Here is a 17543-nt window from a genome sequence, read left to right as displayed (position 1 = left end):
ATTGTACAGTGCTAAAACCAATATTTGATCAAGATTTCTATCAAAACGGTTATTGCTTACACAAGTATTGTACAGTGCTAAAACTCCTTATCAAAATATCGCTCAAGATAAGCAGTTATTGCTTACACAAGTATTGTACAGTGCTAAAACAATAAACTTAAAGTTGCCAATTGTGTTCAAGTTATTGCTTACACAAGTATTGTACAGTGCTAAAACAAATAAGCTAATTCGTCTTGAATTAAGACATTATTGCTTACACAAGTATTGTACAGTGCTAAAACGCGTGATATTAGTTTCTTGAAATCAAAAATGTTATTGCTTACACAAGTATTGTACAGTGCTAAAACACCGTTAATCAGATCGTCGCGAAAGTCTAAGTTATTGCTTACACAAGTATTGTACAGTGCTAAAACTGTTTGATTCCTAAATTTTCCATTATTTTAGTTATTGCTTACACAAGTATTGTACAGTGCTAAAACCACGGAAATATTAAAGAATATTTAAAAGAAAGTTATTGCTTACACAAGTATTGTACAGTGCTAAAACAACCACGAATACTATAACAACCTACATTATGTTATTGCTTACACAAGTATTGTACAGTGCTAAAACGAACTAGAAGATTTAAGAAATTTAACTGACGTTATTGCTTACACAAGTATTGTACAGTGCTAAAACATGTTTAATCCCTAAATTTTCCATTATTTTGTTATTGCTTACACAAGTATTGTACAGTGCTAAAACTGTACAATTTTGAGAAAACATAACGGTTTAGTTATTGCTTACACAAGTATTGTACAGTGCTAAAACCTCATTGTCAAATAAAATAAGCTAATTAATCTGCTTTTTTAACTCCTTTTTAACTAGTTCTAGCTGATGAAAAGACATATTGGCCTTAAACTCTTCATCAACCATAACTTTAAAAATATCTTCTAATAAATATTCAAAAGAAGACATATTATCAATCTTAATCATATTTTCATAATTATGATCAATTAAACAGTATGTCTCAAAAAACTCAAAATGTTTTTCAAGATCATAGATAATATCATTCTTCATAATAATTAAATTAGTAGTTTGAGTTAAGTTACTTAACCTTTTTAGATCGATATTATCAAAGTCTTTAAGAATAACTGTTTTAACTTCTTTTGATCAATGTAATAACTCTAAATATGAATAGATAAATTCATGATCGATATAATCTTCTGAAATCTTGATTATTGATTTCAGAATCTTAGAGTAAGAAGTATCTAACGAGATAATATCACGACCTAAGGTTTCATTAAGTTTAGCAACGACTTCTTTATCAAGATATTTTTCGTTCAAAATTTTGTCATGTTCGAAGTTAATGTTACCTAATAGTTTGGTAAATACATTTTTAGCAGTGTAGCTAATCAAATCACTATATTTGCTAAATGGCGTGATGATTAGACAATCACTAATATCAACATTGACATTGTTTATCTCAAACACGCTGGTTTCATGTTGTTTCTCATACATGTATAAACGTTTGAGATATTCACTAGTGTTTTTAACATCGATTAACAATAATCCGTTGAAATTCTCAATTTCTTGATTATGTATTTTGATTTTCATTAGATTTCTATGTAATCCTCTCGATCGTTGTAAATTTCGTTAAGATTTTTCTCACCACTTATGATTAGCATATTTTGGTATTGTTTTTCAGATAACAATAAGATTCTTACATTCGCTTTTACTGGTAAGATCTTACGAATCTTTTTAATTTCGTAATCATACATGGTGTGTGAACCAATACACTTACAGTATACTGAATATTGGATCATAAAATAACCTAAAGAGATTAAGTTGTCACGAAACTTTTTAGCAAGCTTATCAACTTCTTCAGTTTCATAAATGTCATAAAAAATTACGATTCTCATATACCTACTATTAACTTCAATCAATATTAAAATCCCTTTCGTTGATTTTATTATTAATAATTGCCTTAATTAACATATCGATAACTTGGTTCAGGTTTTTACCATTTGGGAAGATAAAGTTCTCAAAAGATATAAATAGATCTTTCTTATATGATTTGAAATCATCGTTTTGATTTTTAATCAAATAAGAAAAGGTTAGATAATCAATAATTGGTCTAAAAGGTTCCATAATGTCACATGACAATGCAAAATGATTGTTAAAGCTCTTATGAAAAATCCCAATTCTATTATCTAAGCCATTCTTAACCAATGTTCGTGAAACATAAGTCATTAAAACAATGTAACCATAATTTAGATATTTATTAATGATATCGTCTTTTTGCGAACGACTAAAATCTTCGCCGTATAGCAGTTTGAACGAAAGTTTAGCTGCGTGACCCTCACAGTTGTTTAAATCGCCATCAACCACGTTGGTGTAATAATTGGTTAGTTTTTCGATATTATCATCGGTTGTAATATTCAGATGATTAATCAACCTTGCATAATTAATAATCTTTAATTTTACAAGCTGTTTTCAAATCTGATTCTTCTGTTCATCAGTTCATCTGATTTGCCACAAATAATTCTTATTTGAATAATACGAGCTAATTGGTAAGATTTGCATCGTTGGTTGAAACTTAGTATTGCACACAATTAGATTAATATTGTTTTCAACAATTTTATTTAATAGAGGAACTGATATGTTGCAATACGGATTGGTAATAAGAATAGTATCTAAAGTTTTTAGTGGTAGGGTGACTCTAGCTCCGTGTTTTCTAACAATTAACGTGTCTAGATGTAAGCTAATAAATTCAGTTTCAGAAACTTCAAGGACTTTTTTAGACATAACAAATAAAAAGCCAGAGCATATAAATACTCTGGCGGATGCGGCAGCTGTATTAGCAGCGCCTTATTTTAGCACGACAATAATTGTGTAAGCAATAATTATTATCACAATTATTGTAACCTATTTTGCTATTTTGTCAAGGTCAAGCTTACTGTTTAAAATCTCATCAATTCTGTTTTTGCTTAACCCTAATATATCAAAATTGTATTTAGCATCAAGTAAGATGTAGTCATTTAAAATAGCACTTAAAGTCCTTAGGATTTGATTTGCTTTCTTCTTTTTTTTAGGATCGTTATCGTTGTTTTCCTTATACTCAGTTTCAATTAAATTTTTAATTTCAATTGCATCATTCAAATTTTGGAAAGACGAGATATACATAAGTTTCTTATCTTTTTTATGAATTAAAAGCGTTCCTGATGTTAAAACCCTTCAAGGTTTGTATTCATCTCCAATTTCATTTGCTTTTAAGTATTTAACAAACTTAGGTTTTTTTAAATAAGCATCTATATTATGGAGATCAAAATCATGATCTCCTAGATGAAGGTTTAATGTATTCAATGGAACACGGATATATTGTTTTTTTGCAGTGGGATCAATACTTCTCATAATCATTAAAGCGACCGAGTTGATCGTATCTTGATAAGAGAGTTTGGTTCCACTTTGATTCTTAGATCTAATGATCACATTGCTTAATTTATTTTCTTTTAGTTCTGAACTTAGTATCTTTAATCTTTTAATGCGGTGAACTACGTCCTTTTCGACATTGTAGATAATTGCAGTTTTATTTCTTAACATCGATTTGATGAAAGCTTGCGAAAATTTTTCAGGGAACTCTTTAGTTAGATCTAACATGTATTTTTCAAATACATTTTGGCTTTTAATTTTCCTGTTTTCAGTGTATTCGTTAAAGATTTGTTCAGCTAAATTTATAACCCATGGATTAGCACGATACATTAAGATATCTTCTTTTTCAGCAAACAAATCAGCTAACTTATCATTATTCAATAATGAAACATTAACCAATTTTCGATAAACGAATTGTTTTTTAACCTTAGAATTTTTGTTCTCTTCTACACTCTCATGAATATCAAGTGTTTTAAGATTTTTTCTTTTTATCTGGTCTTCGTAACCTACCTTTTTAGCAGAGTACACCGTATCGTTAAATAAACTAATGTTTGTTTTATTTTCAATTTTTCTAGAATATCGAGCTTTACGTTCGATATTACTATCCTGGATATATTTCTCGATCACCTTGGCGATTTCAGAGACTTGGTTACGAACCCTAATTTGTTTTCAGTTTTCATCCGTAACTTCACTAACTACACCAGTTTTGGGATCAATCTTCTTTCAACTACCGTCAGTGTTTTTAAAAAGTTTATAATCGGCAAATTGTGTGAGTTGATTAAATAAAGTTTTTGTCTCATTTGAGAAGATGGAAATCATACTAGCATCTACTGCATGGTGAATGTTTTTATCACGATCTTTTTTTGCGTATGAACTATCGTCGAAATTCTTACGTAAGAATGAAGTTACACCACCATTAATACACACCACTTTAAACATCGGTTTGTCTTCAACTAAATGGTTATTTGCGTAATCTTTTAAAGCATCTCTAAAAACGATCGTTGCATATCTTGTATCATTAAGATTTCTTGCCAAGAACCCAATGTCGTATTTAGAAGAAGTGTCAGTTTTCATCATCTTTGCAAACTTTTTACTTCGTTGAGTGCTATCTAATAACGAAGAATCACCATCCTTAAATTTACGACAGTAAGCCTCATAATCATCTCACGTAATTTCAGCTTTTCCTGAACTAATGAATTCATAAGGTGTTTGATTTGATTTAGCTTGGTTAGATTCTGCTAACACTAGTAGTTTATTACTACTAGAATCATCAAAAGAAATACTATAAGGAATGATATGATCAATTTCAGTTTTTGTAAGAATATCCTCAAAAGCAATTTCTTTTTGTGAATAAGGGTCAATATGATCTTGTTGTAATCAAAGCAAAACTTTATAGCTTTTAGTTGGACTCTTTAAGATTTCTTCGATCTTATCTTCTGCAGTACCTAGAGCTTTTAAACGCTCTGAGATCTTATCACCATTTTTCTTAATTAATTTCTTGTAGTTTTTAGTATTTTCAAGTTCTTTTTCTTCAGATAACTCTCTAGCTAATTCGATAACAACTTTAGTAACATCATATTCCTGAGAAAATTGCTTGAGGATAGCATTAAATACTTTTGTTGCCTCACGTAAAATTCTTTTAACCCCAGGTGATAAGATCGCATCATTAATAAATCGATCATCTAAATATCGTTTATCTTGTTTTAAACTTAGATAATTGTTTTTCTTCGTAATATCAATAAACTTTTGATCGAAGTTTTTAATTGCTTCAAAGTTCCACCCTTTATCGTTATTTTTCTGATTATCTTCATCATTATCTAAATTAGTCATTCTAGTGATGGCTAATAGCATTGCTTTAGTAGATAAAGAGTGGGTTTGAGCTAAGATCTTTTCATCGTCCTTATCAGTTTGTTCAAATAGTTTGAACAAGCCATCTTTTTGTTCTTGTAGAACTCTTTTAAAGAGTCTACTACTATCACTAAACTCTTTTAAATTAGCTGAATCAACTCTGTTACTATAACGTAAATGTTTACCTAAATAAACATATAATGACTGTAAGAAGTTTATTTTATCAAGAGTTGTGTATTGCTCTTCTAATAAGAAATCAAGCTTAAGGTGTTGTTTTAGTTTGTGAACAAATTTTGCTAACGAAGAAAGATCGTTATATTGGATTTTACCATTTGTGTTTAACTTTAATCCTTTTAATTTTCACTTATGGTCTTCTTTTTCTAGTTTTTCTTCACTTTCGACATCTTTAAGCGTTTCTTTACCAATTGATTCAGCAATCGTTTCCTCTCTTAGTTTTTTGAATTGTCTTGCATCAATTGGTTTTTCGCTGTTTGTTTTAATAAGCAAATCTAAAAGTTTGTTTAAATATGCTTTTTTAAATTCTTGATTAATGAACCAACCAGTTAAATAAATAGAATAACTTCTAATCGTGCTTAACTCATTAATTTCATTAAAGATCATCGCGATCGGCGAATTTTTTGGAGCACGATACTCGTCAGGGAAAATACTACATTTACCGATTGTCTTATCCCAAATGTTGTTATACTTTTGAACAACTTTACCTTCTTTTTCATCTAAATGATAGATTCCGTAAGGAGAAACGCTGTTGATACTACCAGGACCTTCAGAATAATTTCTTACATAGCTAAATAAAGATTCATATTCTTCTTTAAATTTTTCTGGGAGTCCTGTTTGATTTGATAATACTTTTTTAACTTCTTCTAATCAATGCTGATTAGAGAATTTGTATTTTGTCAATCCTTCTTCTGATTTATCATCATCGTCATTTTTACTATCAATGATTCCCTTATAATAACCAAACTCATCAAAGTAATTAGCCAATTCTTCTGTTGGATAAACGTTAAAATCACGATTATCTTCATAAAAATGACCTCTGTTTTTTAAGTAGTCGTGCAAGATTCAAGACAATGCTTTTGGATCAATTTTTGCATTAAGAGCTTCTAATTTTAAGTTCAAAACAGTGTTGTGAAGCTTTTGTTGTTCTTGATAGTTGTTAAGAATATCTTCTTTATTCTTAAATCCGAAATAAGAATTATATTTTCAGATTAAATTTACAAATCTTTTTAGTTTGTATTTTCTTCTTCTAATTAAACGTCTAACACCACGAAAACTTCGACGATCTTCTGCTGTTTTAGCTTGACTAAAAAGTCTGCTCCCCAAATGGTGAATAATATTAGTTTCGTTATCAACAATTGCTCAACCAACTGAACCCACACCTAGGTCTAGTCCAATTGTAACTTCTGGTTTTGATTTTATAGAGTTATTCATATTTATATCAATTTTCTATATCCTTAAAATATATTTTATTTAAATACGTCGATAAATACGCAAAATTTTATCGATCTAATCACTACTTTGTTATGATTAACCAACACAAAATTTAATTGTTTATCGTTCTTGAAAAGAAACAATTAAAAAAGCTAGGCATCAAGATTATTTCATGTGGGTTAGCAACCGACTAAAATAAACAAAGAGTGAGTCCAAAAACCCAACCTTGGGTTCAAATCTTGGCCAATCTTTATTTAATAATTATCTTTATTTTTCTTGAATTATAAATCAATGTGACAAAAATAAAAATAATTTTCAATAAATCTATTGACGCAAAGAGTTTATACATTTATATTTAAAAATATAAACATTAGTCATTATTCAAAATACTTTTAGTTTATAGGTTCTTGTAATAAACAATTAAAAAGGTAAACATTAAGATTATTTTATGTAGTTTTTAATCATCACTTAATTATTTAAATGCCTAGCATTCCTGATTGGTTATTACATACCCAAAATTCATTTTTAAATAAGGAGTATCAGATGCGAATAACTAAGATTATAAGTGTTATTTCAATAGGTGTTGCTGCAACCACTGTGCCTATTTCTATGAATTTAAATAATAAGATTGAAACTACTCTTAAAAATAAGAGAAATATTTACAAGAATATTGATCTGATTAATAATAGTTCTCTTGTAGATCAAGAAGCTTCAATTGTTTTAGATTCAAAAAATAATGACCATGAAGTTGTAGGTGATTTTACTTATGATTTTGAAAATAATGAATACTATTCAGGATTTATTACTTTCAAAGGAAATGTTGCAGTTTATGATCATGATAACATTCTCAAACTAATCCGGAATCAACGACAGGTTTTAAGTGCAACCAAAAGCATCGCTTTAGAAAACTATTATTTGGTTACTTTTGCTTTCAAGAAGAATTCAGAAGATCAAAATCAATTTGATAAATTCTTAGATAAATATGATCTAGTAGGAGATTTTTATCCTATTGATCCAAATCAGGAAGAATTATTTATCCAACCTTATGATGATTCGGATGTTGTACCCAATAGACAGATATATCCAGGTTTTAATTATGACTATATCAACAAAAGAATTTGAGAAAGATATCCTAATAGCTTTAAAAAGAATTTTTCAATAAATGGATATACTGATTATGAAAGATCTAATGCGATAACCGATGTTAGACAGAAAGTTTTATATGAAAATCAAGAAAGAATTGGGGTTGCCATATTAGAAGCGTCGAATAGAGAGGATAGAACTAAAGCACTCATTGATACTGAAGATTATTATTATTTTGATAAAGAAACAAATGTTACAAATAATTTATCCCCTTATAAAGAAGGAAATAAATATTATTTACCCAAACCAAATGATCACGCAACGAAAGTAGCTGCAATAGTTTCAGGAAGACACGGTGTAAATACTTATCATGATCTGTATGGTCTAAGATTAGATACTTCAACTAATAGTTCAGATCTATATTCTGGGTTAGAAGACGAAATAGCTTATATAAAAAGAATGAAAAACATTAAGATTGTTAATAACTCTTGGGGGATTTTACACAAAAAAGAGTCAGATTTAAATAACTCAAATAGAAATTGATTTAACTACAACTATTACTCAAGATATTTAGATCTATTAACAGCAAACGAAAGAGAACTTATATTCGTTAAAAGTGCTGGAAATAATGGTGATGCTGTAAAAGATTATTTAAAAAATTTATCGAACTTCACTCTTTCATATAATTCTATCGTTGTTGGTTCCAACGATCATGCTGAAAAATTAAGCAGCTTTTCATCAAGAGGTTCTTTAACATATAATGCTCCTTTGATCTTAGCTACTGGAGAAAAATACAATTTCTGAGGCAAATATCAAGAATACAATTCACAAGGAACTAGTTTTTCAGCTCCATTTGTATCTGGAGTAATAGCTAACACACTAGTTCAATATAAAGAAAAGTACAAATTAGGAATAAACTCTATAATTGCAAAAGCAATACTAGTAGTTTCTTCATCAAATGTTAAAAAAGCAAAATCAGAGTTAAGTGATTTATCTGAAAACGGGCCTGAAATCAGTACACAGGTAGGGTTAAATAAGGATTATGGTGTAGGGTTATTAAATTACCGAAAAATTAAATCTGCATTTGATAATCTTAAATACATAAGATGAACAAATAACAAACAGGTTTTGGTGAATAATATATGAACCAACAAAGAAGATGACAGAACCCTTCCGGTCGCAAGATTAAAATTGAAAAAAGGTGATGAATTAAGAATCAGTTTATCTTGATTATTTAAACCAAAGAATACTACTTTATATAACACAAAAAAGAATGAAGCGATTTTAACCGATTCTATTGATTATAGTTTACAAGATTTTGAGCTTTATTTATATAAAGAAGGTAATAAATTACCAGTACAATCAACCTCAAGAAATAATTACGAATTTATTAAGATTAGAGCTAATGAAGATGCTAATTACAAGATTGTGGTTAAAAAATGAAGAAATGAAAACCCATTTAATCAAACAGAGCTAGCTCTATCTTGAACGGTTAGTGACAAATATTATTCTTTTAGTGACTATCCTTCTGAACTATATTATTCTTACCCTTATGATCTTTATGGCAACAACTCGCAAATTTTCTAAAAAAATCCTTGTAACTTTGGGATTACTAAGCTTTATAACGCTTCCAATTATTCAAACTTCATGTTCAAATACTGGTGAGAAAAAAGAACAAAATCAACCAGATTTTTGAAATGAAGGATTATACAAGGTGGGATTAAAACTTAAAGAAGAATTTAATAATCCTTCTTTATCAATTTCACCAATCAAAATTACCCCAAATGATAATGATAAACCATTTAGTGAATTAAAACCAACTAATAATTTTGAAAGCAAAATTTTCAACTCTTTGCACCAATATGACTACAAGCAAAATATTCCTTCTTCTGAATTAAGCGATTACATCAAAACTAATGCTAATAAGACTAATCAAAACCAAGAACGAATAAACACTGAAGTTAATATGATTAACTCGTGATCAAATATCTTTAATACTAATCATGAGTTACCTTACTTATTTAATACCAATCCGGTATTAAAAACTGATGAAATAACTGTTAATATTGATAAGTTTGGTTTTGGTAGTATACTAGGGATGTTACGTTATACAACCTTAGATAATCTTGAACAAAATTGCTATTTGTTGTACGTTTTAACTACTAAAAGTGTTTCTCAAGCACTAAGTAAAAATATCAATAAAGTGTTAGATTATTATCCTCATCGGATTGGTTTTACATATAATCACTATCTTGTAAACGGGGAAAAACAAACCGATTATAAAACTACTACATTTAACAATGTAAAGAGTAAAATATATTACGAAAGCCCTGATAGTGATATTGCTATTATCAGATATGTCATGTTTAGTGAAGATCGTCCAATGTACGATGTAGAACTGAACAATATGATGGAATACAGTCCATTAAAAAACTATTTAAATACGATAGTTCCGATCTTTGGTGTTGATCTTATGTTTGACCGAGAGAATGCTTTGAACTATACTGCACTTAAAAAAGATTCTGGTTCAGATCTTTCTAGGACATTATTTGTTAATCCTTTTAGGATTAGAAATAACACCAAGATTAGTCCAGTGCCTAACACACTTACAGCTAGTTTGTTAGACTCAGTTCCAAGTACAGTTGGTTCAGGAACTTATTTCTTAATGAGAAATGAGCAAGGAAGTATTGTTAAGGTTTTAAATGGGGTTGTTGGCGGTCAGTATTTAAGTACATCTGATCAAGATAAACTTGCTAGTTCAAGAGAGTCTAATAACCTAAATTTTGACTTTGTTGTTGATAATAATTTTGTAGGGCTTAGTTATATTAATCACAATTTAGTACCGCTTAAAAGTGTGATAAGTAAGATTAGAGCAGATTATAACAAACACCTAGAGGATATGCTTTTATATGCAATAAAGGGTGGTATTTCAAGATAAGTTCAATCAAAGTTTTATTTATTACATAAATAAAAATATAGGTATCAACGCGGTAAGTGTTAAGGATGCATTAGAAATTTTGACCATCTAAAATACATTAAATGAACAAAAGACAAAAGTCTTTTAGTGAATAATTCATGATCAAAGATAAACCTAAGAAATAGCAAGAACTACGTTTGGGTTAATCTTGATTATTCAATCCTTAATATAAGTAATAATCCTCTTTCTAGGGTTTTAGCTAAGCTGTCATCTTACATACTTAGCAATTTCTTATTCGCAAAATTTTGAACTTTAGATGGATAAACAAGCTAAAGATAAGCGTATAAAATCAGCGATTACAAAAAAACAATAACAAATTCATAAAATTCAAATTTTATAAAAAGCTATGATTGATATTTAAAGCGCTTGGTTTCATAGTGTTACCAACTGTCTTAAGCTTTTGTGGGACTCGGGACTTAGACAAGCCTAAAAGGCATCGTGCAGATTCTTATAAACTTTTTTAAAAACAAAAAATGATTTTAATCAACCAGTACCATCATTATCCCCTATTAGAATTCAACTAATGATGCTTTTGTTGAATTAAAACCTACTAACTGACCAGAAAAATAAAACTTACAGGTCGCTTTATCCATATAGTTACATTAGTAAAAATGCCAACCAACAACAAATAAGCTAATTAAATAAATACTTGATCTAATTTATTTAATTGAAAGCCAAATTTACCTTATCGCTTTAATACATCACCTTTATATAAACCTAACGAACTAATCGTTAATATTATCAATGCCGAATATGGTAAGATCTTAGATTTCTCTGATCATAAAAGCAATATCTAGTGCAATTTATTAATGATCTTAATCAAAAAAGAAAATTTAGATTTTGTAGTTGATAATAAGTTTGTTATATTCAAAACAATTTAATAGAACTAAATAAAGGAATAGATCTTATTAAAAGAGACTACAACAAACGCTTAGACTAATTAATTTGATCTAACTTTTTCTAGCGCTCGTTATTAACCTACCAACATATTAATAAAAGTATGAACTTAGGAGAAATTCCCAAGGTTCATGCTTTTTATATTTATCTATTTAACATACGAGATCAAACAAGTGAGATTTCCTTTGATCACAATCGGTTCATTGTGAGCAATAATAAACGAATCATATAGATTAGCTTGCAAGTTATTGATCGTTCCGTGATTTTTAATCACGGTTAATTGAACTCATTGAGCATCATCAAACTTATATGTATTTTGATCTTTGTTTTCAATCTTAATTAGATTGAAAAGCTTGTTTGCAACTAAATAATCAGAGGTATTACTGATCTCTTCTTTAGATAAATCAAGATCTGGACAATCAACTAAATTAAAAACGTGCTCTAGGTGTAGTTCACGTTTCTTACCTTGATCTAAACGATCATAATCATATACTCGATAGGTAATATCAGATGATTGTTGTAATTCATAGATTAAAGTATCAGCTTTAATTGCATGAAGCTTTTTTGAAGGGACATAGATAAAATGATCTTTTTTTATTGGTTTAGTTAGTAATAGATCATTTCATTGTTTATGATCAACCATTGATTTAAATTGATCAAGCGTTTTAGCTTGATGACCAAAAACGATCTGGTTATTTTTTTTGGTATCAAGGATATACCAACATTCAGTTTTACCTAGTGAGTTAAACTGTTTGGCATAAGCATCATCAGGATGGATTTGGACTGATAGATCAGCTTTAGCATCGATGATTTTAACTAATAAAGGATACTCATTTTTTAAATTATATGAGTTAAAAAAGTAAGCATTATCCTTATCTTGGTAGAACTGTAATAATGTTTGGTTCTCACTGATTTTAGCCGACTTGTTCTCAAGTGCTGAGATTATTCAAGCTTCACCAATCTTCTCTTGGTCAAGATTAAATAATGTTTTAATCTTATCCCCAGATCAGACACGGTATTCAAAATGGGGTAGAAGCTTTAAAATCTTAGGCTTGTGCATCTTCTTTTTGGTATTTTTTATTAAAGGTACTGTTACCAAATAGGATTGTTGCTAAACCAGTTAAGATGCCAACTAAAACCATAAAGATCCCATAAGCAAATGCTGGTGCATCAATCGTGCTAATTAACTGATTGTCTTGAATAATTTTAGCTACAGTTGTGTTTAGTTCAGCTTGGTTCTTAACGTTCATTAATGTATCTTTAAATTTACCTAGCATTAAACCTTGCATATTGAAGTTGGCATTCTCAATTGAGCTTTTATCGGTTTGTAAAACTAAGTAGTCCCTAGTTCTAGCTACTTGGTCGTTATAATTAGCTGTATTTAAAGCTAATAAAATAATCCCTATTAATAAAGCAACTAAAGTAATTACTAATAGTAAATAAAAGAGAAACTTGTTTTTTTGTTTTTGATCTTTAAATATCTTCTTTTTCATAATTACCCTTGGATATTAAGATTAGCTTTTTTCTTTCTTCAGAAAGTTCATTTATTAACAGGTAGTACTACACCTGCTTCAGCTGGTTTAGTTCTTCAAAAACCATACATGAAACAAGTTACTAAACTACCAATAATAATAGCTAAGAAGAAGAATGATAAACCTCAAGCTAAACCTTGTGGTCGGTTAGATGATACTGCTAATAAGAAACCAACGATTGGTCCACCGTGTGCTGCAGCACAGGTTACACCAAATGCACCAGCAATAGCACCCGCAACAGCTGATCCAACTACGTTTGAGATGATTGCTTTTTTAGGGTCAGTAACTGCAAATGGAATCGCTCCTTCTGAGATCCCAATAGTTCCCATTAGGATTGCACTAATTCCAAGTGATTTTTCACCTTCATTAAATTTCTTACGGAAGATTAAGGTACATAATCCCATTCCAAGTGGGGCAATGGGAATGGCAGCAGCCATCATTCCCATTGGCTCATAGATATTTGAAGTAATTAAGGTTGCACAAGTTAAGAAAGCAACTTTGTTAACAGGACCACCCATATCAAATCCTGTCATTGCTCCAATTAAGATCCCTAAACCTATTCCCAAACCAATACCAATATTACCGTTTCTAAAGGCTTCTTCAAGAGCCTTAATGAATTTATCCATGATAAATCCAATTGGAGCACCTAAAACAAATACAGCGATTAAAGCATAAAACAATCCCACACCTAAAGGAATAACAAAGACAGGCATGATTGGTGCTAGTGCTTTATTAATTCTTCAAGTATTAATTCATTTAACAGTGAATCCGATTGCTAAACCAAAGAAGATTGAGCCAATGAATCCCATTGCTGTAACTACTTTGATACCAGCAATGGGAAAGATTGCTTCAGGAGTATTTGCCAAGACACAGACAATAAATGCAGGAGCAATAGCGGCTCTTCCACCAATTGAATTAGCTATAAATGCTCCTAGAGCACCGATCATTAATGTGAATGCGACTACACCGATTTTTAATAAATAAAAGAAGAAGTCGCCTTCAACTGCATTGTATTGTTGGCCATAGATTAGTTTACCAACACCAATGGCGATTGCAATACAGATCCCACCAAGGATAACAAAAGGTACCATATAAGACACACCAGCTAAGATGTGACGCATGATCCCTGGGCGTTTAGCATCTTGACCTAGTGTTGTTTGGTTAGATCCTTTTTGGTTAAGTGTTGTAGCTTTATTAAAAGCTTCATTAATTAATTTTTCGGGTTCGTGGATAGCTGGTTTGATTGTGGTTTGGAACACACGCTTATGATTAAAGCGTGATGTGTCTAAACCAATATCAGCAGCCACGATCACTAGATCAGCATTCTTTATCTCTTCTTCACTAAACGGGTTTTTAGCACCAACTGATCCGTGAGTTTCCACTTTGATTCGATAACCCATTTTAGTTGCTGCTTCACTTAGTTTTTCAGCGGCTAGATAAGTGTGAGCTACACCTACTGGACAAGCTGTTAAAGCTAAGATTAACTTCTCAGAGTTATTATTAGTTGTTTGTGTAGCTGACGAATTTAAATAAGAAACAATTAATTTGGAAATCTCATCTGGATTATTAGAGCTAATCAACTTTTGATTAGCGTTCTTATCCATAATGAGCTTAGCAACATTAGAGATAATCTCTAAATGAGTGTTAGATGCATCTTGGGGAACTAAGATTACAAAAAGATATTGAACTTGTTTTTTCTCTTCATCCCATTCAACTGCTTGATGTAGTTTTGCAAACAACAATGCGGGTTGTTTGACTGTAGCAGTTCTAGCATGGGGGATGCCAAACAGATCTGGTAAAGCTGTGGATGATTCTTTTTCTCTTGCTAAAAAAGCTTGGTATAGCTCATCTTGATTAGTAGCTAAATTAAGCTTAACAGCACGTGTAGCTAGTTCTTTTAAGATATCGTCTCTATTCTTTTGTTTAAGATTAATAAAGACAAACTCGGGCTTATTAATTTCCATGGTTTTTGGATCACCTCTTTCTTTTATGCTCATTAAAAAATTACAGATTTAAAACGTAATTTAGAAGCATAAAACAACACTAATGGTTTAATAAGAGTTTAATACATATTTCTAGCTAACTTTACTTTTTTTTGGCTTCAAAGCTAATCTTGTTTTAACCAGAAATTTTGATTAATTTATTAATTAAATTAATGTTGGGATCTAAAACCCAGTTATTGGTCCCGTTAATTAAAAAATATAACCTTGAGCTTTCTCTAAACTAGATAAGAAGTTTAGAGTTTAACAATCTTAAGTTTTATCCCTTCTTTAATAAGATAAACACCTGCTTTTAATCTAAACCGTTTATTGTTTTTCTTTTGTAAAAAACTTAAGATGTTCTCTGCTTTTTGCTTAGAGTACTTAATATTATTTTTAGAGAACCACAAGTAAAGTAAATTGTAATACTCTAACGAATTAATTAAATCCAGGTAGTTACAATCCCAAGAAGAAAAAAAGTCTTTGACAGATTGATACCTAACTTGGTTTTTCTTGTTTAGTTCTAGAAAAAAATCAAGTTGTGCTTGTTTTTGTTCTTGAGTTAACTTACTTAGGTTTGTTCTAATCTTATTTCTTTGATACGTTGATAAGAAATTACTTTCATCAACCCCGTAAACTATATTATCTTGTTCTAGATAAGATAGAATCTCATCTTTTCACAGGTTTAGTAGTGGTCTAAATATCTTTAATGATTGATAAGATGAATCTTGATGCAAACCATAAAACAACTGTTCTTGGTTTTTATCATATTGCATAATTGCAGTTTCTAAAAAATCATCCTTATGATGAGCGATTAAACATTGATCTACTTGGTACTTTAAACCAGTAGATAAAAAAAAATCATAACGAATTTTCCTAGCTTGGTCTTGAAAATTCTTATGATATTGATATGAAGGCGAAACAGATAAGATCTCTAAAGGGATCTTATTTTTTAAACAATAGTCTGAAACAATTAATTGGTCACGTAGTGCGGTTGGTCGTTTGTTGTAATTAATATGACAAGCAACCTTAATTTGATCTTGATATCGATCTAATAGATAGATCGAATCAGGTCCGCCTGAGACACCAATTAAGTATTGTTTCTTATTGGTTGTACTCATTCATTAATTTGCTAAAGCTCTTATTTGATTTAAGAAAATCATAAGCAATCACACTAGCTGAAGCGATTGCGCTTTCTAATAAGATTAATTCGTTAGGAGCAAACTTACTTAAAACAAATGAGGCAATATTTTTTAGATCTTCGTTTTTAATTCCAACCCTTAGGCGCTTGAAATTTTGTGTGCCTAGCTGGCTAATAATATTAGCCACACCCTTCTGACCGTTAGCTGAACCGTTTTGCTTTAATCTCACCACTCCTAGATTAAAAGCTAACTCATCATGGATTACTAAGATATCATCGATCTGAATCTTATAAAAGTTAACTAGTTGACGGATAAAATTACCCGACAAGTTCATATAAGTTAAGGGTTTGGCAATAATAAAATCATCATGCTTGACATAAAGGCCATTAAATTGGGATTTATTTAATTCCAAATTTAAAACATCTAATAACTTGTCAATAATCTTAAATCCGATATTATGACGAGTGTGTTCGTATTCAAACCCAGGATTGCCTAAACCGACAATAAGTTTCATATGATAAAAAAAATTAATTAGGTGACCTAATTAATTTTAACCTTAACTCCTGGACCCATTGTTGATGATACCGAGATGTTTTGGATATAAACACCTTTAACAGCACTTGGTCTTCTTGACTTGATTAAGTCGATTAATGCGTTAGCGTTTTCAACGATCTTATTAGTATCAGTTGATTGTTTACCAACAGTCATGTGGATATTACCAAATGTGTCAGTACGGTATTCTTTCTTACCTTTTCTGTACTCAGTAATTGCTGTAGCAATATCTTGAGTAACAGTACCTGTTTTAGGGTTAGGCATTAATCCCTTAGGACCCAAGATCTTACCTAGTTTACCTAGTTCGATCATGAATTTAGGGTTGGTAATGATCACATCAAAGTCCATTCAACCAGCTTTAATCTCATTAATCTTATCGATCTCACCAACAAAGTCAGCACCAGCTTGTTTAGCTTCAGTTTGTTGGTCGGTAATAGCTAAGATTCTGATTGGTTTTGAAACGTTGTGAGGTAATGAGATTGCCCCTCTTAGTTGTTGATCAGCTTTAGTTGTATCTAAGTTCAATTTGATAGCAATATCAATTGAACTTTCAAATTTAGTTGTTGCTGTTTTTTTAGCGATTTCAATTGCTTTATCTAGATCATAGATCTGTTTAGGATCAAAACTACCTAGCGCAGCTTTAGTTTTCTTAGTTAATTTCTTCGCCATCGTT

General features: G+C 30.2%; 12 protein-coding genes and 1 CRISPR repeat array (1 of these 13 only partly in view). Of the genes, 2 read left to right on the top strand and 10 right to left on the bottom strand.

Translation table 4 applies throughout. The features are described from left to right. Window positions 1-810: direct repeats of the CRISPR family, unit length 36 nt; unit sequence GTTATTGCTTACACAAGTATTGTACAGTGCTAAAAC (it extends 1204 nt beyond the left edge of the window). Between the two features lie 21 nt (window positions 811-831). The 4 genes from D2833_RS03720 to cas9 form a co-directional block, all read right to left on the bottom strand. Then, entirely contained in the window at window positions 832-1596 is a 765-nt protein-coding gene (locus D2833_RS03720; protein ID WP_027333321.1) for a hypothetical protein, read from the bottom strand. Continuing rightward, the gene (gene cas2, locus D2833_RS03715; RefSeq protein ID WP_014574791.1) at window positions 1596-1925 is read right to left on the bottom strand and encodes a CRISPR-associated endonuclease Cas2; all 330 of its coding nucleotides are present in this window, start codon (window positions 1923-1925) and stop codon (window positions 1596-1598) included. The genes D2833_RS03720 and cas2 overlap by 1 nt, the downstream gene beginning before the upstream one ends. Next, the gene (gene cas1 / locus D2833_RS03710) at window positions 1912-2787 is read right to left on the bottom strand and encodes a type II CRISPR-associated endonuclease Cas1 (RefSeq protein ID WP_027333322.1); all 876 of its coding nucleotides are present in this window, start codon (window positions 2785-2787) and stop codon (window positions 1912-1914) included. The genes cas2 and cas1 overlap by 14 nt, the downstream gene beginning before the upstream one ends. 120 nt (window positions 2788-2907) lie before the next feature. Next, a complete protein-coding gene (cas9, locus tag D2833_RS03705) occupies window positions 2908-6708 on the bottom strand; it encodes a type II CRISPR RNA-guided endonuclease Cas9 (RefSeq protein WP_027333323.1) in 3801 nt (1266 codons plus the stop codon). Window positions 6709-7188: 480 nt separating this feature from the next. Here cas9 and D2833_RS03700 point away from each other — a divergent pair, with 480 nt between their 5' ends. Together D2833_RS03700 and D2833_RS03695 are read left to right on the top strand one after the other, a co-directional pair. Then, window positions 7189-9378: a S8 family serine peptidase gene (locus D2833_RS03700; protein ID WP_117274114.1), complete on the top strand. Its 2190-nt coding sequence runs from the start codon at window positions 7189-7191 to the stop codon at window positions 9376-9378. Continuing rightward, window positions 9353-10729: a hypothetical protein gene (locus D2833_RS03695; protein WP_231992420.1), complete on the top strand. Its 1377-nt coding sequence runs from the start codon at window positions 9353-9355 to the stop codon at window positions 10727-10729. Before D2833_RS03700 ends, D2833_RS03695 begins: the two co-directional genes overlap by 26 nt. 1084 nt (window positions 10730-11813) lie before the next feature. Here the strand turns inward: D2833_RS03695 and D2833_RS03690 are convergent. From D2833_RS03690 to rplA, 6 genes are all read right to left on the bottom strand, one after another. Next, window positions 11814-12764 carry a type I phosphomannose isomerase catalytic subunit gene (locus D2833_RS03690; protein ID WP_027333326.1) on the bottom strand — a complete coding sequence of 317 codons (951 nt, stop codon included), beginning with the start codon at window positions 12762-12764 and terminating at the stop codon, window positions 11814-11816. Then, on the bottom strand, window positions 12712-13158 hold the full coding sequence (locus D2833_RS03685; protein ID WP_011113930.1) for a hypothetical protein: 447 nt from the start codon (window positions 13156-13158) through the stop codon (window positions 12712-12714). Before D2833_RS03685 ends, D2833_RS03690 begins: the two co-directional genes overlap by 53 nt. Before the next feature lie 2 nt (window positions 13159-13160). After that, on the bottom strand, window positions 13161-15194 hold the full coding sequence (locus D2833_RS03680; protein ID WP_011113929.1) for a PTS fructose transporter subunit IIABC: 2034 nt from the start codon (window positions 15192-15194) through the stop codon (window positions 13161-13163). Between the two features lie 239 nt (window positions 15195-15433). Then, window positions 15434-16297, bottom strand: coding sequence for a tRNA lysidine(34) synthetase TilS (gene tilS / locus D2833_RS03675; RefSeq protein ID WP_011883464.1), 864 nt, complete (start codon window positions 16295-16297; stop codon window positions 15434-15436). Continuing rightward, window positions 16281-16832: an aminoacyl-tRNA hydrolase gene (gene pth, locus D2833_RS03670; protein WP_011113927.1), complete on the bottom strand. Its 552-nt coding sequence runs from the start codon at window positions 16830-16832 to the stop codon at window positions 16281-16283. The genes tilS and pth overlap by 17 nt, the downstream gene beginning before the upstream one ends. A gap of 26 nt (window positions 16833-16858) precedes the next feature. Further along, window positions 16859-17539, bottom strand: coding sequence for a 50S ribosomal protein L1 (gene rplA / locus D2833_RS03665; RefSeq protein ID WP_027333328.1), 681 nt, complete (start codon window positions 17537-17539; stop codon window positions 16859-16861). Window positions 17540-17543: the final 4 nt, after the last annotated feature.

The sequence above is a fragment of the Mycoplasmoides gallisepticum genome, from assembly GCF_900476085.1.
Lineage (GTDB): Bacteria > Bacillota_I > Bacilli_A > Mycoplasmatales > Mycoplasmoidaceae > Mycoplasmoides > Mycoplasmoides gallisepticum.
Note: the sequence above shows the minus strand (reverse complement) of the source record. Positions and strands in the feature narration are given on the sequence as shown.